General features: G+C 69.5%; 18 protein-coding genes and 1 tRNA gene. 11 read left to right on the top strand and 8 right to left on the bottom strand.

Going from position 1 to position 18,675, the window contains the following annotated elements; all coding sequences use genetic code 11:
* The first annotated feature begins 13 nt into the window (after positions 1 to 13).
* On the top strand, positions 14 to 466 hold the full coding sequence (locus EL338_RS10265; protein WP_126333663.1) for a hypothetical protein: 453 nt from the start codon (positions 14 to 16) through the stop codon (positions 464 to 466).
* Position 467: 1 nt separating this feature from the next.
* On the opposite strand, the gene EL338_RS10260 is transcribed toward EL338_RS10265, so the two are convergent.
* From EL338_RS10260 to EL338_RS10250, 3 genes are all read right to left on the bottom strand, one after another.
* Complete coding sequence (locus EL338_RS10260; RefSeq protein WP_126333662.1) at positions 468 to 1,688, bottom strand: CHAT domain-containing protein; 1,221 nt, start codon at positions 1,686 to 1,688, stop codon at positions 468 to 470.
* Entirely contained in the window at positions 1,670 to 3,406 is a 1,737-nt protein-coding gene (locus EL338_RS10255; protein WP_126333661.1) for a hypothetical protein, read from the bottom strand. The genes EL338_RS10260 and EL338_RS10255 overlap by 19 nt, the downstream gene beginning before the upstream one ends.
* Before the next feature lie 64 nt (positions 3,407 to 3,470).
* Complete coding sequence (locus EL338_RS10250) at positions 3,471 to 3,983, bottom strand: lipoprotein LpqH (protein ID WP_126333660.1); 513 nt, start codon at positions 3,981 to 3,983, stop codon at positions 3,471 to 3,473.
* Positions 3,984 to 4,091: 108 nt separating this feature from the next.
* Between EL338_RS10250 and EL338_RS10245 the strand changes: the two genes are divergently transcribed.
* On the top strand, positions 4,092 to 4,385 hold the full coding sequence (locus EL338_RS10245; protein ID WP_126333659.1) for a hypothetical protein: 294 nt from the start codon (positions 4,092 to 4,094) through the stop codon (positions 4,383 to 4,385).
* Positions 4,386 to 4,389: 4 nt separating this feature from the next.
* On the top strand, positions 4,390 to 5,568 hold the full coding sequence (locus tag EL338_RS10240; RefSeq protein ID WP_126333658.1) for a winged helix DNA-binding domain-containing protein: 1,179 nt from the start codon (positions 4,390 to 4,392) through the stop codon (positions 5,566 to 5,568).
* Here the strand turns inward: EL338_RS10240 and uvrA are convergent.
* Positions 5,565 to 8,486, bottom strand: a complete 2,922-nt coding sequence (uvrA, locus tag EL338_RS10235) for an excinuclease ABC subunit UvrA (RefSeq protein ID WP_126333657.1) — start codon at positions 8,484 to 8,486, stop codon at positions 5,565 to 5,567. The two genes, EL338_RS10240 and uvrA, sit on opposite strands and share 4 nt — an antisense overlap.
* 98 nt (positions 8,487 to 8,584) lie before the next feature.
* Between uvrA and EL338_RS10230 the strand changes: the two genes are divergently transcribed.
* Complete coding sequence (locus EL338_RS10230) at positions 8,585 to 9,262, top strand: MBL fold metallo-hydrolase (RefSeq protein ID WP_126333656.1); 678 nt, start codon at positions 8,585 to 8,587, stop codon at positions 9,260 to 9,262.
* A 16-nt stretch (positions 9,263 to 9,278) separates the two neighbouring features.
* On the opposite strand, the gene EL338_RS10225 is transcribed toward EL338_RS10230, so the two are convergent.
* The gene (locus EL338_RS10225) at positions 9,279 to 9,725 is read right to left on the bottom strand and encodes a universal stress protein (RefSeq protein WP_126333655.1); all 447 of its coding nucleotides are present in this window, start codon (positions 9,723 to 9,725) and stop codon (positions 9,279 to 9,281) included.
* 375 nt (positions 9,726 to 10,100) lie between these two features.
* Here EL338_RS10225 and EL338_RS10220 point away from each other — a divergent pair, with 375 nt between their 5' ends.
* The 6 genes from EL338_RS10220 to EL338_RS10195 all read left to right on the top strand — a co-directional run bounded on the left by EL338_RS10220 (position 10,101) and on the right by EL338_RS10195 (position 14,369).
* Positions 10,101 to 10,505, top strand: a complete 405-nt coding sequence (locus EL338_RS10220) for a phage holin family protein (protein WP_126333654.1) — start codon at positions 10,101 to 10,103, stop codon at positions 10,503 to 10,505.
* A 46-nt stretch (positions 10,506 to 10,551) separates the two neighbouring features.
* The gene (locus EL338_RS10215) at positions 10,552 to 11,553 is read left to right on the top strand and encodes a Bug family tripartite tricarboxylate transporter substrate binding protein (RefSeq protein ID WP_126333653.1); all 1,002 of its coding nucleotides are present in this window, start codon (positions 10,552 to 10,554) and stop codon (positions 11,551 to 11,553) included.
* Positions 11,550 to 12,089, top strand: a complete 540-nt coding sequence (locus tag EL338_RS10210; RefSeq protein WP_126333652.1) for a tripartite tricarboxylate transporter TctB family protein — start codon at positions 11,550 to 11,552, stop codon at positions 12,087 to 12,089. The genes EL338_RS10215 and EL338_RS10210 overlap by 4 nt, the downstream gene beginning before the upstream one ends.
* On the top strand, positions 12,089 to 13,630 hold the full coding sequence (locus EL338_RS10205; protein WP_126333651.1) for a tripartite tricarboxylate transporter permease: 1,542 nt from the start codon (positions 12,089 to 12,091) through the stop codon (positions 13,628 to 13,630). The genes EL338_RS10210 and EL338_RS10205 overlap by 1 nt, the downstream gene beginning before the upstream one ends.
* A 64-nt stretch (positions 13,631 to 13,694) precedes the next feature.
* A complete protein-coding gene (locus tag EL338_RS10200; protein WP_126333650.1) occupies positions 13,695 to 13,919 on the top strand; it encodes a DUF2188 domain-containing protein in 225 nt (74 codons plus the stop codon).
* A gap of 15 nt (positions 13,920 to 13,934) precedes the next feature.
* Positions 13,935 to 14,369 carry an anthrone oxygenase family protein gene (locus EL338_RS10195; RefSeq protein ID WP_126336787.1) on the top strand — a complete coding sequence of 145 codons (435 nt, stop codon included), beginning with the start codon at positions 13,935 to 13,937 and terminating at the stop codon, positions 14,367 to 14,369.
* Between the two features lie 30 nt (positions 14,370 to 14,399).
* On the opposite strand, the gene EL338_RS10190 is transcribed toward EL338_RS10195, so the two are convergent.
* From EL338_RS10190 to uvrB, 3 genes are all read right to left on the bottom strand, one after another.
* Positions 14,400 to 14,470, bottom strand: a tRNA-Cys gene (locus EL338_RS10190).
* A gap of 44 nt (positions 14,471 to 14,514) precedes the next feature.
* Complete coding sequence (locus EL338_RS10185) at positions 14,515 to 15,921, bottom strand: MFS transporter (RefSeq protein ID WP_126333649.1); 1,407 nt, start codon at positions 15,919 to 15,921, stop codon at positions 14,515 to 14,517.
* Between the two features lie 28 nt (positions 15,922 to 15,949).
* Positions 15,950 to 18,109 carry an excinuclease ABC subunit UvrB gene (uvrB, locus tag EL338_RS10180; protein ID WP_126333648.1) on the bottom strand — a complete coding sequence of 720 codons (2,160 nt, stop codon included), beginning with the start codon at positions 18,107 to 18,109 and terminating at the stop codon, positions 15,950 to 15,952.
* A 57-nt stretch (positions 18,110 to 18,166) separates the two neighbouring features.
* Here uvrB and EL338_RS10175 point away from each other — a divergent pair, with 57 nt between their 5' ends.
* Positions 18,167 to 18,670 carry a ribonuclease FAU-1 family protein gene (locus EL338_RS10175; protein ID WP_163792341.1) on the top strand — a complete coding sequence of 168 codons (504 nt, stop codon included), beginning with the start codon at positions 18,167 to 18,169 and terminating at the stop codon, positions 18,668 to 18,670.
* The last annotated feature ends 5 nt before the right edge of the window (positions 18,671 to 18,675 follow it).

The raw sequence follows: 18,675 nt of genomic DNA, 5'->3' as shown, positions 1-18,675 counted from the left end.
GACCCTTGCCGTCATGACCGACGCCGTGCTGCTCATCCTCGTGGGCCTGTGCTGCGGGGGCGCCCTGGGCGCCGCCTGGGGGATGCGCCGCCACGCCCGTGCCGAATGTCGGGACGACGAGGCCGACGAGCGCCTGGTCACGCTGGCCGAGCTGGTGGCCGAGTTCGATCACATGCTGGTCCGCAAGGGTCTGATGACGGGTGCGCAGCTGGCGTTGATCCGCACCGGCACCCGCTCGCGCGGGATCATCACCGGGATGCGGGCCACCGGCGGTTCCCGGGAGGACTACCGCGAGGTGGAACTCGACCTGATGGTCCTGCGCCGCGGCGGCGGGCAGTTCCCGGTGCGGCAGCGGACGTTGATCCCGGCCTCCGCGCTGGCAAAGGTGGCCCCGGGCAACGTGATCGACACCTATTACCGGCCCGGGGACGAGAACACCGTGGCGGTGTGCGTCTCCCCGGCCTGACTCAGCGGGCGCCGTCGACGGCGAAGGTGGCCAACGCCGCCCAGTACACGGGGCTCGCCGCGCGGTCGCCGTCGCGCCAGCGGCGCATCTGGGCCCGCTGCCAACGGTTGACCGCTCGGCCCGCCTCGTCCTCGCGGTGGGCCAGGTCCACCCCGACGACGGCGTCAGCCATCGGGTCGAATGTGGGATCCGTTGGGCCGGAGGCGAATCGTCGATATCCGGCGGTGGTCGGCAGCGGCCACAGGGTCGCCGTGACCAGTTGCGCACCGCCGAGCACCATCGCGGCCACCAGGCCGGTGGCCTCGTCGAAGCGATAGTCGCCCCCGGAGCCACAGGCCAGCAGCGCGACCCGCGGCGGGACCGGCAGATCGGCGGCCATGATGTCGGCCGCGGTCAGCGCGCGGTCCTCCGCCAGGTGCAGGGCGGCCCGGTCGGCGTGTCCCACATCGCCTTCGGCGGCGCTGGCATGCCCGACGTAGAGCAGCCGGGCGGGCTCATCCGCGCAGGCCCGCCGCAGCCAGTGCCGGTCGAGGTCGGTGCGCCGGAACAGTTCCTCGGGTGCCGCCGCCGCGGGTAACACCTGCCCGGCGGCCAGCGGCTCCGCGAAATGTCGGGCCAGCGCGGTCTGCGGCGAAGGGCGGCCCAGCACCGAACCCAGCGCCGAGTCCGGGCGCTGACCCGGGATCCGCGGATCGAGCACGGCCACCGCGGGGCCGTCCGCGCGCTCGGACCAACTGGTCGCGGCCCGCGGCGCGTGCACGATGTTCGGCGGCACCGCCATCAGCACGTCGACCATCTCCATCAGCCGGAACTTGTGCAGGCCCGGCATGGCCAGCTGCCCCCACGGCACCCGCGCCAGCCGCGGGCTGGGCGTGATGAACAGCACCGCGCGCGGTGCGGCCACGCAATCGGACAGCAGCTCCCAGCCATCCGGCCCGATCAACCGGGCCCCGAGCTCACGCGCCAGCTTCAACTCGGGCTTGGGCCCGGCGAAAGGCCCTGCGGTCAGCGACCTTTCGATGGCCTCCGCGGTAGATTCGCCGGGCCGGGGATCCGGCAGCGCGAGATCCAGCGCTTCGTCGACCGTCTCGAGCACCGGCTCCTCGATGACCCAGCTGACCGAGCGCTCCGGCTGCCCCACCACCCGCAGGCCGGCGTAGGTGACGATGCCCATGTCGGCGAAGCGCAGCACCAGGGTCTCGGTCACGGCCAGGTGCTCCATTCCGGCTCGGCAGCGGTGACGTCGCGACCGTAGCGCCCACGGGCCAGTTCCCGGTAGCGGCTCAGGATGGGCGCGGTCTGCGGATCCATCCGCAACGGCGGCAACGGACCCAGCCGGGTCAGCCCGCCCGCATCCACCGGCGGGGCGGCCGCGGCCACCGCGAGTTCGGGGGCCAACTCGGCCTCGATCGGCATCGCGGCGGTGGCCGTCTCGGCCCAGTCCTCGGCCGTCTGCACCACCGGATCGGCGCTGAAGGTTCCCCGGGCGCTGTGGTATTCGACCAGCTCGCAGACCAGCTCGGTGTTGTCCCCCTCCCACGCGACGGCGAAGGCCCCGGCCAGCATGGGCGCGGAAACAGTACGGGCCCAACGCATCCGGGCGCCGGCATTGGCAATGGTGTAGCGGACCGAATCCACCGCGAGCGCGGCGGGAACCTTGAGATCGGCCGCACGCTCCAAAAGAGCCATGCCGCGCAGGTACTTCGGGCTGCCGGGCCGGCAGTTGAACACGCCCTTCCCGGCGGCGTGTCGGGCCTCGACCTCCTGCCAGCTCTGCTCCGGCCGGCCCAGCCCGTCGAAACCCATCTCCGCCAGGGCCTGAGCCCGCAGGATGCTGCCCAGGTGCGCGTCCAGCCGGGCGTACTGCAGCCAGCTGTGCCGCGGCGAGGAGTCGAGCAGTTCCCGCGCCTCGGCCACCAGCGCGGTGGCCTCGTCGAAGGCGCCGCGGAACAGCGAAAGCCAGCTGCGCTGCAGCAGGATCCGGTGGATGTGCAGCGGCTTGCCCAGCTCGCGCCAGTGCCGTTCCGCGTGTGCCCAGCACTCGTCGGCCTCCTGCAGCCGTCCGATCCCCAACCGGATCAGGCCGAAGTAGAGCCAGCTGCGGGACACGTCGTGGGCGCGGGCGTGCTCGGCGATCACCGGATAGGCCTCGGTGACCAGGTCCTGGGTCTCGGCATACTCGGCGGCCGACCAGCACGCGGCGGCGCGTTCCAACTGCGTGCGCGCGCGGGCCAACGCCCAGCCGCGGGCCTCCGCGCGGGCCTCGGCCCGGCGCAGCCACGGTTGCGCTTCGTCGAGCCGACCGGATTCCACGCAGAACCGGCCGTAACCCAGGGCGCCGGCGACGAACAGGTGATCGTCCTCGGCGTCGGCACCGGCCGGGCCGATCTTGGCCAGGGATTCGACCACGGCGTCCCACAGCGGCGCCGACCGCGCGTACAGGTCGTCGTCACCCAGCCCCGTGGCCACCAGGACACGGGCGTAGTCGATCAGGCGGCGGTGCTCGTCGGCGAGTTCGGTTGGCCCGTCGACGTTCTCGGCCAGGTTGTCGAGCTGGGCCGCGGCCTCGTCGTGGTCGCCGTGGGCGGCGGCCAGCCCGGCCCGGAGGAACTGCGCGCGTCGGCCGTAGCGGCAGAGCATGTCGTCGATCTCGGTCTCGGTCATGGTGACCTGGTCGGCGCCCTCGGGCCCGGTGCCTGCGCGGATCGCGGTGTAGATGCCCAGGCAGTCCTCGAGGCGCCGAATGCTCTCCATCACTCCGTCATAGGCGCTGCGCACCAGGTACATCTCACCGAGTTGGGCGAACACCTCGAGGGCGTAGTCGTCGCGGTCGGCCTGCTCGATCCGGGGCATCAGCGAGACCAGTAGCTGGTGGGCGGCCGTCTCCTCGGAGGCCAATGCCAGGAGCCGGGCCCGGGCCAGCTCCTCGACGATCGCCACGGTCCCCCATCATAGGCAAGCGGCGGGCGTGCCAGGGACGCCCGCCGCTTGCTCCCAGCCGGGATCAGCTGCAGCTCACCGTGACGGTGAACGGCTTGGTGATCTGTCCGGCCATCGGATTGTTCAAGTCGGCCCCGCTGGCTTCACCGGTGATGGTGTACGTGTCGCCGTCGACGCTGACCTCGGCCGAACCGACCTTCATCCCCATCGCCTCACTGACGGCCAGGGCGCTGCCGTCGACCACCATGCCGAGCGACTCCACCTTGGGCGTGGCCTCGTCGGTCATGACGATGCCCAGCCCCTGTTGACCGCCGATGGCCGCGCTGCCGACGTTGATCTTGCCGCCCTGCTTGACGCAGGTCACCGAGTTCAGATCAAGGCCGGGCAGGTCGTTGCCGTCCACCTTCACCACGGTGTTGCCGCCGGTGCGCACCTCCGCGTCACCGGCGACCACCGTGCTCTCCGATTCCGCGTTCGCCGCGGCCGGCTCGCTGCCCGTGTCGTCGGAGCAACCCACCAGCGCCGCCGCCACCGCGAACATCCCGACTCCGGCGGCCAGAACCCGATTCTTCGTCATCTGTGTGTCCCTTCCTTCGTGCGTCGCCCTCGTGGCGTCGTCGTGCCTCGAGTACATCCGGGGCAAATCGCTACCGATCCCAACCTTGCGGGCGGGTACCGTGGCCCTATGCCCGATGAGCAGCAGCCTTCCGCGGCGCAGCCGGTCCCCGAGCCGGCACCCGATCCCGGTTACGACAGCGCCGGGATGCCGACGTTCGAATCGGTCCGGGAGAAGATCGAGACGCGGTACGGCACCGCGATCGGCGCCACCGAACTCGCCGAGGAGACCCCGGAGGGCCGCTCAGTGGCCGAGCAGTACGAGTCCCGGGAGCGGGCCGCCGCCGAACGGCTGCGCCAGATCCGGGAATCGATGGACAAGGACACGAACACGGACATCGACAAGAACAAGGACAGCTCGTAGACCGGTGCGGACATTTACCGTCGCCGAGCGGCGCGCCCGGCTCGGGCGCCGGCATCATTTGGCCTACCCCGCCGCGCTGTCCGAGGTGACCGATGCGGTGCTGGGCCTGCACGCGACCGACCCCGCCACCCCGTATCTGTCGCTGTGGTCGCGGGTCGCGGACTTCACGGTCACCGACCTCGACGAGGCCCTGTATGCGCGACGCGAGGTGGTCAAGCAGCTGGCGATGCGCCGCACGCTGTGGCTGGTGACCGCCGACCGGTGGCCCGTCGTGCAGGCGGTGGCCGGCACCCGCGTGGCCGAGGCCGAGAGCCGACGGCTGATCGCCGACGTGCAGAAGGCCGGGGTGGCCGCCGACGGCGCGGAATGGCTCGCCGCCGCGCGCACCGCGGTGCTGGCCTACCTCGATGCCCACGGCCCCACCGGCGCCGCCGATTTGCGCGCCGCGCTGCCGGAGCTGGCCGGCAATTGGGATCCCGCTCCCGGAAAGCGTTGGGGCGGGCCGACTCCGTTGTCGCCGCGGGTGCTGACGGTGCTCGGGGCGCGCGGCGAGATCGTGCGCGGCCCCAACCGGGGCGGCTGGACGGTCTCCCGCCCCCTGTGGGCGCCGACCGCGGCGTGGTTGAGCGGCTCCGCCACGGCCGCACCCGAGGCCGCCGACCCCGACGCCGCCGGCACCGAACTGGTGCGGACCTGGCTGCGTGCTTTCGGACCGGCCACCGTCGAGGACGTCAAGTGGTGGTTCGGCAACACGCTGACCTGGGCGCGGCGCACCCTCGCCGATGTCGGGGCGGTCCAGGTGGATCTGCACGGGACCCCCGGCGTGGCGCTGCCCGACGACCTGGAGCCCGAACCCGACGCCGAACCGTGGTGCGCGTTGCTGCCGGGCCTGGACGTCACGACGATGGGCTGGGTGGACCGGGACTGGTACCTCGACGGACTGCGCGATCAGGTGTTCGACCGCAACGGCAACGCCGGCCCCACGGTCTGGGCCGACGGGCGGGTGGTGGGCGGCTGGCGCCACGACGACGGCGGCCGGGTGGACCTGCAGATCGTGTCCGATCTGAGCCGCGATGCGCGAAAAACATTGCAGCGCAAGGCCGACGAACTGACGGAGTGGCTGGACGGGACGCGGGTCAAGCCCCGGTTCCCCTCGCCGCTGTCGAAGGGTGGCCCGGGTTAGGCGCTGACCTTGCGCTTGCGGGGCGCGCGCTTGGGCTTGGCCTTGATCGCGGCGGGGGCGCGTCCGGTCAGCACCTCGGCGAGGAACTTCCCGGTGTAGCTCTCCGGGGTCGCGGCGATGTCCTCGGGGGTGCCCTGCGCCACCACGGTGCCGCCGCCGGCCCCGCCCTCGGGCCCCATGTCGATGATCCAGTCCGAGGTCTTGATCACGTCCAGGTTGTGTTCGATCACGATGACCGAGTTCCCCTTGTCCACAAGGCCGTTGATGACCTTGAGCAACTTGCGGATGTCCTCGAAGTGCAGGCCCGTGGTGGGCTCGTCGAGGATGTAGACCGTGCGGCCGGTCGAGCGCTTCTGCAGTTCGGCGGCCAGCTTGACGCGCTGCGCCTCACCGCCGGACAGCGTCGGCGCCGGCTGACCGAGCCGCACGTACCCCAGGCCGACGTCGACGAGGGTCTTGAGGTAGCGGTGAATGCCGGTGATCGGTGCGAAGAACTCCGCGGCGTCCTCGATCGACATGTCCAGGACCTGGGAGATGGTCTTGCCCTTGTAGTGCACCTCGAGGGTCTCCCGGTTGTACCGGGCGCCGTGGCATACCTCGCAGGGCACGTAGACGTCGGGCAGGAAGTTCATCTCGATCTTGATGGTGCCGTCGCCCGAACACGCCTCGCAGCGGCCACCTTTGACGTTGAACGAGAACCGGCCCGGCTGATAGCCGCGCACCTTGGCCTCGGTGGTGGCCGCGAACAGGGTCCGGATCTTGTCGAACACCCCGGTGTAGGTGGCCGGGTTGGACCGCGGGGTGCGCCCGATCGGCGACTGGTCGACCCGGACCAGCTTGTCGACGTGGTCGAGGCCGGTGACGCGGGTGTGCCGCCCGGGCACGTTGCGGGCCCCGTTGAGCTTGTTGGCCAGCACCGCCGCCAGGATGTCGTTGACCAGCGTCGACTTCCCCGACCCGGACACGCCGGTGACCGAGGTGAGCACCCCCAGCGGGAACGGCACCTCGATCTCCTTGAGGTTGTGTTCCCGCGCGCCGACCACCTTCAGTTGCCGGGCGCGGTCCACCGGGCGACGGATCTCGGGGATCTCGATGCTCAACCGGCCGGCCAGGTAGGCGCCGGTGATGGAGTCCGGATTCTTCAGCAGGTCGGCGTAGGGCCCGCTGTGCACGACGGTGCCGCCGTGCTCGCCGGCGGCCGGGCCGATGTCGACCACCCAGTCGGAATGCGCGATGGTGTCCTCGTCGTGTTCGACGACGATCAGCGTGTTGCCGAGTTCCCTTAGGCGCGTGAGGGTTTCGATGAGCCGACGGTTGTCCCGTTGGTGCAGGCCGATGGAGGGCTCGTCGAGCACGTAGAGCACGCCCACCAGACCCGAGCCGATCTGCGTGGCCAGCCGGATGCGCTGGGCCTCACCGCCGGACAAGGTGCCCGCGGCGCGCTCCAGCGACAGGTACTCCAGCCCCACGTCGAGCAGGAAGCCCAGCCGCGACTGGACCTCCTTGAGGACCTGCCCGGCGATCGCCTGTTCGCGCGGGCCCAGCGTCAGCGCGTTGAGGAAGTCCGAGCAGTCCGAGATCGACAGCGCGCAGACCTCGGCGATGGACTTCGCGCCCCGGTCCCCCGCGGCCAGGGTGACCGCCAGGATCTCCGGCTTGAGCCGGGTGCCCTGGCATTCCGGGCAGGGGATGTCGCGCATGAAGCCCTCGAGGCGCTCCTTGGTCTGCTCGGAGTCGGTCTGCTCCATGCGGCGCTGCAGGTAGGCCATCACGCCTTCGAAGTCGGCGTAGTACGAACGGGTGCGGCCGTACCGGTTCTTGTAGCGCACGTGCACCTGCTGATCGGAACCCTCCAGCAACGCCTTGCGCGCCTTGGCCGGCAGCTTGTTCCACGGGGTGTCCACGTCGAACCCGAGGGCATCCCCGAGGCCCGACATCATCCGGGTGAAGTACTCCGCGCTCTGCCCGATCGACCACGGCGCGATCGCGCCCTCGGCCAACGTCAGCTCCGGGTCGGGCACCACCAGGTCGGGGTCGACCTCCTTGCGGAAGCCCAGCCCCAGACACTCCGGGCACGCGCCGTAGGGCGAGTTGAACGAGAACGACCGCGGTTCGAGGTCGTCGACGGCCAGCGCGTGGCCGTTGGGACAGGCCAGCTTCTCGGAGAACCGCTGCTCGCGGTGCGGATGGTCGTCGTCGCGGTCCACGAACTCGAGCACGACGATGCCGTCGGCCAGGTTCAGCGCCGTCTCCACCGAGTCGGTGAGCCGCTGCTTGGCGCTCGCCTTGACCGTCAGCCGGTCGACGACGACCTCGATGTCGTGCTTCTCCTGCTTCTTGAGCTTGGGCGGCTCGGTCAGCGGATACACCACGCCGTCGACGCGCACCCGGCTGTAGCCCTGGGTGTTGAGCTTCTCGAAGAGGTCGACGAACTCACCCTTGCGGGTCCGCACCACCGGGGCCAGCACCTGGAACCGCAGCCCCTCGTCCATGGCCAGCACCTGATCCACGATCTGCTGCGGGGTCTGCCGCGCGATGCGCTCCTCGCAGACCGGGCAGTGCGGGGTGCCGGCCCGCGCGTACAGCAGCCGCAGGTAGTCGTACACCTCGGTGATGGTGCCCACCGTCGAGCGCGGGTTGCGGTTGGTCGACTTCTGGTCGATCGACACCGCCGGGGACAGCCCCTCGATGAAGTCGACGTCCGGCTTGTCCATCTGGCCGAGGAACTGCCGCGCGTAGGCCGACAACGATTCGACGTAGCGGCGCTGCCCCTCGGCGAAGATCGTGTCGAAGGCCAGCGAGGACTTCCCCGACCCGGACAACCCGGTGAACACGATCAGCGCGTCACGGGGCAGGTCAAGGTCGATGCTGCGAAGGTTGTGCTCGCGCGCACCCTTGACTATCAAGCGGTCAGCCACCCGGCCCCACTCCTAACTTTCCGAGGTCGCGATCCATGCTATGCGCCGGTACCGACACGCGGTCGCCGGCCGGGGACCCGGCCTGTAACGTCGGCCACATGACCGTCATCGCCGATACCTACACCGGACATGTCGAGCCTGGTAGCGGGGCCCGCCGCGACCTGCCGGGCGCCACCATTGTCAAGGTTTCCGTGGGTCCGATGGACAACAACGCCTACTTGATCACCTGTTCAGCCACGGGCGAAACGCTGCTCATCGACGCCGCCAACGACGCCGAGACGCTGCTGGAGGTCATCGGCGAGCACGCGCCGAAGGTCTCCCTCATCGTCACCAGCCACCAGCACTTCGACCACTGGCAGGCGCTGGAGGCCGTGGCGAAGGCCACCGGGGCACCGACCGCGGCGCATGAACTCGACACCGAACCGCTGCCCGTGGTCCCGGACCGGACCCTGGCCGACGGCGACACCGTCACCGTCGGCAACCTCGAGTTCGCCGTGATCCACCTGCGCGGCCACACCCCGGGCTCGGTGGCCCTGGCGCTGACCGGCGACGCCGTCGGCGGGGTGCCGCAGTTGTTCAGCGGGGACTGCCTTTTCCCGGGCGGGGTCGGCAAGACCTGGCAGCCCGGGGACTTCGAGCGACTGCTCGACGACGTCAGCACCCGGGTGTTCGACGTCTATCCGGATTCGACGGTGGTCTATCCCGGTCACGGAGACGACACCACGCTCGGCGCCGAACGCCCACAGCTGGGCGAATGGCGCGAGCGCGGCTGGTAGTTCTGTCGCGAAGCTCTTAGCTGGTCGTGTGGACGATCAGCACGTCGATCTTGGACCGCCGGGCGACGTTGGCGGGCACCGAGCCCAACAACCGGCCGGCGATCGTGCTCAGGCCGACGTTGCCGATGACCAACAGGTCGGCGTTGACCTCTTCGGAGAGTTCGACCAGCGCGTCGACGGGCGCGCCGACGATGGCCTTCTCCTCGATGTTGGTGGCGCCGGCCGCCTTGGCCCGGTCCTTGGCCTCCCGCAGGATGGCGTAGATCGGGGCGTTGCCGGCGGTCTTGTAGCCCTCGTCCTTGAGCACGTCCGAGGCCCGGGTGTCGTCCTGCGAAGGGAAGTACGCGGTCGCGATGATCACCTTCGCGTCCGGACCCGCGGCGAGGGCGCCCGCCCGGTCGACAGCACGCAGCGACGAATCGGAGCCGTCCGTGCCGACCACCACGGTCTTGTAGCCGCTCATCCAAACCCTCCCAATAATCAAATTGTCAGCCGGTGTGTTACCGGTTTCGTAGTACGCCAAACGAGACAGTAACCCGTCGTCAGCCGTCGATGGGTGCAATTCGCGACACAGCCGTCGCTTCGACGTGCTATTTTGCCCCGCGACCAGCGCGTAAGGGCGCCGCCGGGCACCGAGGTGAGGTTGCCGACACCGCGCCGCGCGTCGCGCGGTCGCACTCAGCGGCGCCGAGGGTATGGCCCAACTCACAACCATCCGCCATCAGCTCGCGGTGGGTCGAAACCCATTGCCGGACAGTAGCATTTCGACCCCGCCACGCGGGCCGTCCACATCGCCAAACACCCACATCCGGACCCGGGCCGTGCCAAGATCATTGCCATGGGATCTTTCCTGGCGCGCACCGCGCTGACGGGGGCCGCACTCTGGATCGTCACGTTGCTGGTGCCCGGCGTGTATTTCGTCGGCGGCAGCAATACCTGGCAGAAAATCGGCATTGTTTTGGTGGTGGCCGCCATCTTCGGGCTCATCAACGCTTTCCTCAAGCCGATCGTTCAACTGCTGGCCATTCCGCTCTACATCTTGACCCTGGGACTCATTCACATCGTCATCAACGCGTTGATGTTGTGGATCACGTCGTGGATCACCCGCAACACCACCCATTGGGGACTCGACATCGACCAGTTCTGGTGGACCGCGATCTGGGCGGCCATCGTGCTCTCGGTGGTGAGTTGGGGTCTGTCCCTGCTGGTTCGGGACACCCCGGTGGGTTCGCGCCGAGGCTGACCCTCCCCCTGGCTCGGGCGCTCCGGCGAGAGCGAAAGGAGAACGGATGCAAGTCCCCAAGGCAGTGCGCTGGGCGCTCGGCGTGACCTGTGTCGCCGTCCTGGTGGTGGCCGCGGGCATCGACGCGAACCAGAGCGGCTCCGGCGCGGACGCCCGGGCCAAGCTCACGCTCATCGCCCCGGCGGCCGCCGGCGGCGGATGGGATCTGGTGGCGCGCGAATCCCAACAGGCGCTGCGCAGCGCCGGCATCGTCAACAACGTTCAGGTGGTCAACGTTCCGGGTGCGGCCGGCACCATCGGCCTCAGCCAGATGTCGCGGCTCGAGGGTGATCCGACCACCATGATGGTCACCGGCACCGTCATGCTCGGCGGGATCGCGCGCAACGAGTCGCAGATCGACCTGTCGGATCTGACGCCGATCGCCCGGCTCGCCGAGGATTTCGACGTCGTCGCCGTTCCCGCCGATTCCCCGTTCCGGACCATCGACGAGTTGGTCGAGGCCTGGCGGGCCGACCCCGAGGCGATGCCCATCGGCGGTGGATCGGCCGGCGGCGTCGACCACATGATCGCCGCGCAATTGGCCCGCGAGGCCGGTATCGATCCCGGCCAGTTGCGGTACGCCGCTTATGCCGGCGGCGGCGAGTTGACCATCAACCTGTTGTCCACGGCCCCGGGCACGCCGGGCGTGGGCATCAGTGGCTACAACGACTTTCGCGACATGCTCACCGAGGGCCGGCTGCGCGCGCTGATGGTCGTCGCCCCGGAGCGGCTCGAAGGACTCGACGTGCCGACGGCCGTCGAAGCCGGCTACCCGGAGGTGGACATCGTGAACTGGCGCGGCCTGGTCGCCCCGGCCGGCATCGACCGGGCCGCGCAGGACGAACTCATCGCGATCACCACCGAGATGGTCGACACCGAGCACTGGAAGAACGTGGTGGACCGCAACCGCTGGAATGAAACCGTGCTGACCGGAGACGAATTCGGCAAGTTCCTGCGCCAGGAGCAGCAGCGGGTGAACGGAATTCTGCAGGATCTGGGGCTGGCATGACGACCGACGAACCGAACACGCAGACCGAGTCCGCCCCGCCCCGATACTTCTGGTCCGGCAAGAGCGCGCTGGTCATGCCGGGCCTGCTGGTGGCGCTGGGACTGTTCCTGATCTACGGCATCAGCAGCATGGAGGTCGCCGACGACTCCGAAATCTTCGGCCCCAAGGCGTTTCCCGCGATCACCGCGGGGTTCTGCTTCCTCATCGCGGCGCTGCTGGCCTGGGTCATCCTGCGCAATCCCGAAGTGGCCGAACCCATTCGGGACGAGGACGGCAAGATCGTGGCCCGGTTGACCAGCAACTGGCGCTCCACCGGGCTGACCATCGGCGCCTTCGTGGTGTTCGCGGTGCTGCTGATCCCGGCCGGCTGGATCATCGCCGGGGCCATCGTGTTCTGGGGCGTCACCGTCGGCCTGGGCAGCACGCAGTACGTGAAGAATCTGCTGATCGGCCTCGCGGCGTCCTCGATCATGCAGCTCATCTTCTCCGGGCTGCTCGGCCTGAACCTTCCACCCGGCGTGATGGGGATGTTCTGATGGATTCACTGACTGGCCTGCTCGGCGGCTTCGCCGACGTCCTCACCCCCGTCAACCTGATCTACGTGCTGGTCGGCGCGCTGATCGGTACCGCGGTCGGTGTGCTGCCCGGGCTCGGCTCGGCGATGGCGGTCGCGCTGCTGTTGCCCATCACCTTCACCATCGACCCGCTGGCCGCGCTGGTGATGTTCGCCGGCATCTATTTCGGCGGGCTGTTCGGCGACGCGATCGCCGGGATCCTGATGAACACGCCCGGCAACTCCACCGCGATCGCCGGTTCCATCGAGGGGCACCTGATGGCCAAACGGGGCCGCGGCGCCCAGGCGTTGGCCACCTCGGCGATGGGCGCGTTCATCGGCGGCATGATCGCCACCATCCTGGTGGTGTTCTTCGCCCCGTCCCTGGCGGACATGGCCACCAAGTTCGGACCCGGCGAGTACTTCGCCCTGGCCCTGTTCGCCTTCCTGGCCACCTCCGCGGTGGTGTCGGACTCGGTGCTCAAGGGGCTGGCCGCGCTGCTGATCGGCCTGGTGCTGGCCATGATCGGCACCGATCAGGTCAGCGGGTCGCAGCGCTTCACCTTCGGCAACGTGGCGCTGTTCGACGGCGTGAGCATCGTCGTGATCACCGTGGCGATGCTGGCCGTCGGCGAGGTCATCTACGTGGCATCGCGCATCGGGCGCCCCGACGACCGCAGCTTCACCCCGTCGACCGGGCGGCCGTATCTGTCGCTGGCCGAGTACCGCGAGGCGTTGCCGGCGTGGTTGCGCGGCACCGCCTTCGGCGTTCCGTTCGGGGTGATCCCGGCCGGCGGCGCGGAGGTCCCGACGTTCCTGGCCTACGGCGTCGAGAAGCGGCTCGACCGCCGCCGCAAGTTCCCGCAGTTCGGCCGCGGCGCCATCCGGGGTGTCGCGGCGCCCGAGGCGGCGGGCAACGCCACCGCGGGCACCGCCATGGGTGCGCTGCTGGCGCTCGGGTTGCCCACGTCGGCCACCGCGGCGATGCTGCTGGCGGCCTTCCAGCAGTACGGCATGCAGCCCGGGCCGCTGTTGTTCACCCGCAACGCCGACATCGTCTGGGCGCTGATGGCCAGCCTCATCATCGGCATGGTGGTGCTGCTGATCCTGAACCTGCCGTTCGCACCGCTGTGGGCCCGGCTCCTGCTGATCCCGCGCGAGTACCTGTATGCGGGCATCGCGATGTTCGCCTGCTTCGGCGTGTACGCGGCCAGCGCCGCGATGGTCGACGTGGTGTTCATGATCCTGCTCGGCGTCGTCGGATTCGTCATGCGGCGCTACGGAATTCCGTTGGCGCCGGTGCTGATCGCCGTGATCCTGGGACCCCTGGCCGAGTCCTCGCTGCGCGAGGCGATGAACAACTCCCAGAACAACCCGCTGACGCTGATCAGCACGCCGATCACCATCACGCTGTATGCGTTGCTGATCGCCGTCATCGTGTTCAGCATCGTCAACAAGGTGCGGATGCGCCGGGAACTGTCCCAGCTCGACAGCGACGACTCCGAGGCCGCCACGACCGGATGATTGTTTCCTTCGGGAAAAGTGGGTACGCGTATCCCGACGGCCATAGGCGACAAAGGAGGCAATCATGGCCAAGGGAGACATCATGACCTACCACGAACGTGGCGTCTGGAAGAGCAAGGTGGAGGGCAGCAGCCGGGCCGCGCACGCCGGCGGGACCAGGGCCGAACAGGCCGCGGTGGGCCGCGCGATGGCGATGACCCGCCACGCCGAGCACACCATCCGCAACCAGGACGGCACCATCGGCGAGAAGAACTCCTACGGCAGGGATCCCTATCCCCCGAAGGGCTGAGCGGGCGCGGTGATGCTGCGAGACACCGTCGACGCCGTTGCGCTACTGCTGACCGGCCCGATGGTGGGGGTCGAGTTCGGCGTCGCCGTCTTCACCCACCCGGTGTTCGGTCGGCTGCCCGACGACGCCTTCGCGCAGGCGCGCAGCGACGGCAGCCGCGTGCTGGGCAAGGTGATGCCGTTCTGGTACATCGCGACCCTGCTCGCGCTAGTCGCCGCGGCGCTGCTGGCGGGCGGTGCCTGGCTGGTGACGGTGGCCGCGGCGCTGATGGCGGTCGTCGTCCTCATCACCGTCGCCCTGATGGTGCCGATCAACAACCGGATCGGCCGATGGGCCGGGGCCGCCGACGTTTCGCGCGCCGACGCGCGCCGGTGGGATCGGCTGCACGCGGTGCGGGTCGTGCTGCTTCTGGTGGTGTTCGTGCTGCTGGTGTTGCACGTGATCGAGTGACGGCGCCCGGTTCGAGCGTCGTTCCATGCGAGCGAGTGACGGGATTCGAACCCGTGTGAACGGCTTTGCAGGCCGGTGCCTCGCCTCTCAGCCACACCCGCACTGCCGTCGAGACTGCCAGCAGCGCGGGCCCCGGGCCCAGGGTTTAACTCACCGTGATCCCGTGCCGGCCGGCCCGATAGGACGCCACGCAACCGAGCAGCGCAAGGACGGCGAACACCGCGAACATCCACCGGGCCGCGACGGCGTCACCGGTGCCGACGGCGTTCACCACGACGCCGGCCAGGCCGGCACCGAAGGCGCCGCAGATCAACTGCACGGTGTTGATCGCCGCGGCGGCGACCGGCCCCTCGGCGGGGTCGTCCACCCTGGTCATCGCCCAGGCCGACAAGTGCGGCCACGCCATCCCGATCCCCACGCCGGCGATCAGCAGGGCCAGCGACCAGACCAGCACCAGCCCGGTCGGCATCCCGTCGCGCACCAGCAGTGCGCAGGCCGCCAGGCCCACCGCCATCACCAGCGGCGCGACGAGCACTATCCGCGCCACCAACACGTGCCGGTCGGCCGAGGCGCTGACGATCTCGCTCACCGTCCAGCCGATCGCCAGGGCCACCCCGAGGATTCCCGCGGCGGCCGGCGCCAGGTAGGCCAGCCGCTGCCCGAACAGCGGCACGTACATCACCACCATGGTGGCCGCCATCAACACGCCGAGGGTGAGATAGATCCACTTCAGTGGGCCCGGCCGAAACGCGGTGGGCGGCAACACCGGATCCTCGGTGCGGCGGTCCACCACCAGGAACACCCCGACCAGTGCCGCGCCGGCCAGCAGCAGGACCGCGGTGTACAGGATGTGCTGGGGCAGTCCCGCCACGCTCACCAACAGCGCGGCCGCACCCAGCGGTAGCAGCGACCACACCGGAACCCGGGTCGCGGCGACCTCGTGATCGTGTGAGCGCCGGGGCAACCCGATGGGCACCAGCACCGCGATCGCGATGGTCAGCACGACCAGGGCACCGAAAGCCCAGCGCCACGAACCGAATTGGGCGAACAGTCCGCCACCGGCGGGGCCGAGGAATGTTCCGACGCCCCACATCGCGGACACCAGCGCCGACGCCCTGGTCCACAACGACCGCGGCAACGCGGCGTTGATCACCGCATAGCCCAGGCCGGCGAGCACTCCGCCCGCCGCGCCCTGCACGACCCGGCCGCCCAGCAGCACCTCCATGCTGGGCGCCACGGCGCAGATGGTGCTGCCGCCGGCGAAGACCGCGAGCGCACCCAGGTAGGCCATCCGTGGTCCGAACCGGGCCAACATGGCGCTGACCGTGGTGGCGCCGGCCACCGAGGCCACCAGGTAGACCGTCATCACCCACGCGTAGTAGCGCTGACCGCCGATCTCCTCGACCGCGCTCGGCAGCAGGCTGATGGTGAGGAATTCGTTGGTCGCGTACAACAACACGCCGCCGGCCAGAACCGCGGACGCGCCAAGGTATTTCCGGCCGAGCAGCTCGCGCCAACTCCCGCCGGCCAGGGTCGGCTCTGGTTCGGTCACCGGACCAACCTAAGAGATCAGGCCCGAGCTACTTGAGCCCGGCGGCGTCCATGCCGCGCAGTTCCTTCTTCAGGTCCTGGATCTCGTCGCGGATCCGCGCCGCCAGCTCGAACTGCAGATCCCGCGCCGCGGTCATCATCTGGTCGGTGAGGTCCTTGATGAGGTCGGCCAGCTCGGCCCGCGGCATGTTGCTGGTGTCGCGGCCCTCGATGATGCCGGCGCTGACAGCGCGGCCCGGTTCGCCCTGCGCGCGCCGACCCCGGGACCGGTTGCGCCCCGAACCGCCCACCTCGACGGTCTCGCTGTCGTCGGCCTCCCGGTACACCTGATCGAGGATGTCGGCGATCTTCTTGCGCAGCGGCTGCGGGTCGATCCCCCGCTCCTCGTTGTACGCGATCTGCTTGGCGCGCCGACGCTCGGTCTCGTCGATGGCCTCCTTCATCGAGTCGGTGATGGTGTCGGCGTACATGTGCACCTCACCGGAGACGTTGCGCGCCGCGCGGCCGATGGTCTGGATCAGGCTGCGCGGGGACCGCAGGAAGCCCTCCTTGTCGGCGTCCAGGATGGCCACCAACGACACCTCGGGCAGGTCGAGACCCTCGCGCAGCAGGTTGATGCCGACCAGCACGTCGTACTCGCCGAGGCGCAGCTGCCGCAGCAACTCCACGCGGCGCAGGGTGTCCACCTCCGAGTGCAGGTAGCGCACGCGGATGTTCATCTCCAGCAGGTAGTCGGTGAGGTCCTCGGCCATCTTCTTGGTCAGCGTCGTCACCAGCACCCGCTCGTCGCGGTCGGCGCGCGCCCGGATCTCGCCGATCAGGTCGTCGATCTGGCCCTTGGTGGGCTTGACGATGACCTCCGGGTCCACCAGACCCGTGGGACGAATGACCTGCTCGACAACCTCGCCGCCGGCCTGGCCCAACTCGTAAGGGCCCGGGGTGGCCGACAGGTACACCGTCTGACCGACCCGCTGCGCGAACTCCTCCCAGGTCAGCGGCCGGTTGTCGACGGCGGACGGCAGCCGGAAACCGAACTCGACCAGGTTGCGCTTGCGGGACATGTCGCCCTCGTACATGCCGCCGATCTGCGGCACCGTGACGTGCGACTCGTCGATGACCAGCAGGAAGTCCTCCGGAAAGTAGTCCAGCAGCGTCGCGGGCGCCGAACCCGCGGGCCGGCCGTCGATGTGCCGCGAGTAGTTCTCGATCCCGGAGCAGAACCCGACCTGGCGCATCATCTCGATGTCGTAGTTGGTGCGCATCCGCAACCGCTGAGCCTCCAACAGCTTGCCCTGACCCTCCAGGTGGGCCAGCCGTTCCTCGAGTTCGGCCTCGATGGTCGAGATCGCCTGCGCCATCCGCTCCGGCCCGGCCACGTAGTGCGTGGCGGGAAAGATCCGCACCGAATCGACCTTGCGGACCACATCACCGGTCAGCGGGTGCAGGTAGTAGAGCGCCTCGACCTCGTCGCCGAAGTACTCGATGCGCACCGCGAGTTCCTCGTAGGACGGGATGATCTCGACGGTGTCGCCGCGGACCCGGAACGTGCCGCGGGTGAACGCCATGTCGTTGCGGGTGTACTGCACGTCGACCAGCAGCCGCAACAGTCCGTCGCGCGGGACCTCGTCGCCGACGCTCAACTCCACCGAGCGGTCCAGGTAGGACTGCGGCGTGCCCAGGCCGTAGATGCAGGACACCGACGCCACCACCACCACGTCGCGCCGGGACAGCAGGCTCGAGGTCGCCGAGTGCCGCAATCGCTCGACGTCGTCGTTGATCGAGCTGTCCTTCTCGATGTATGTGTCGGTCTGGGCGATGTACGCCTCGGGTTGGTAGTAGTCGTAGTAGGAGACGAAGTACTCGACCGCGTTGTGCGGCAGCATTTCCCGCAGCTCGTTGGCCAGCTGCGCGGCCAGCGTCTTGTTCGGCGCCATCACCAGGGTGGGCCGCTGCAGCCGCTCGATGAGCCACGCGGTGGTCGCCGACTTACCGGTGCCGGTGGCGCCGAGCAGCACGATGTCGCGCTCCCCCGCCCGCACCCGGCGTTCCAGGTCCTCGATGGCCGCGGGCTGATCGCCGGCCGGCTCGTACTCGCTGACCACCTCGAACCGACCGCCGACGCGGACCACGTCCTCCACCGCGCGGTACTCGGACTGCGCCAGCACGGGGTGCTCGGTTGCAAAAGCCATGGGACCAGGGTAGGCGCGGGTACCGACAGTTTCGCCAACAGCTTTAAGCTTGGGGCCATCCACCCGCCCAAACACGAAGTCTTCGATCTCGGCGCCCGGACCAACACGGACCCCAAGGGGTTCGTCCGCGCCGTGGACGACTACGTCCTGGCGCCCTGGGGCGGGCTGTACATGGCGCGGCCGACCCCGGGTCGCGCGCAGTTCCATTACCTCGAGTCGTGGTTGCTGCCGCCGCTGGGGCTACGCGCCAACATCTTCCACTGGAATCCGGGCCACGAGCGCGACCAGGACTTTTACCTCGACATCGGCGAGATCAGCGTCGACGGCACCGTGTGGCGGACCGAGGACCACTACGTGGACCTGGTGGTCCGCACCGGGGTGGGCACCGAGGTGGTGGACATCGACGAACTCCTCGAGGCCCACCACATTGGTCTGCTCTCCCCCGAGACCGCCGAGCAGGCGCTGCATCGGACCATCGCCGCGGTCGCCGGACTCGCCGCGCACGGCCACGACCTGCACGCCTGGCTGCGCGGTAACGGGATGGAACTCACTTGGCGATAAGAGCT

The sequence above is a fragment of the Mycolicibacterium chitae genome (assembly GCF_900637205.1).
GTDB classification, from domain to species: domain Bacteria; phylum Actinomycetota; class Actinomycetes; order Mycobacteriales; family Mycobacteriaceae; genus Mycobacterium; species Mycobacterium chitae.
This window is presented reverse-complemented; position numbering and strand designations above follow the sequence as displayed.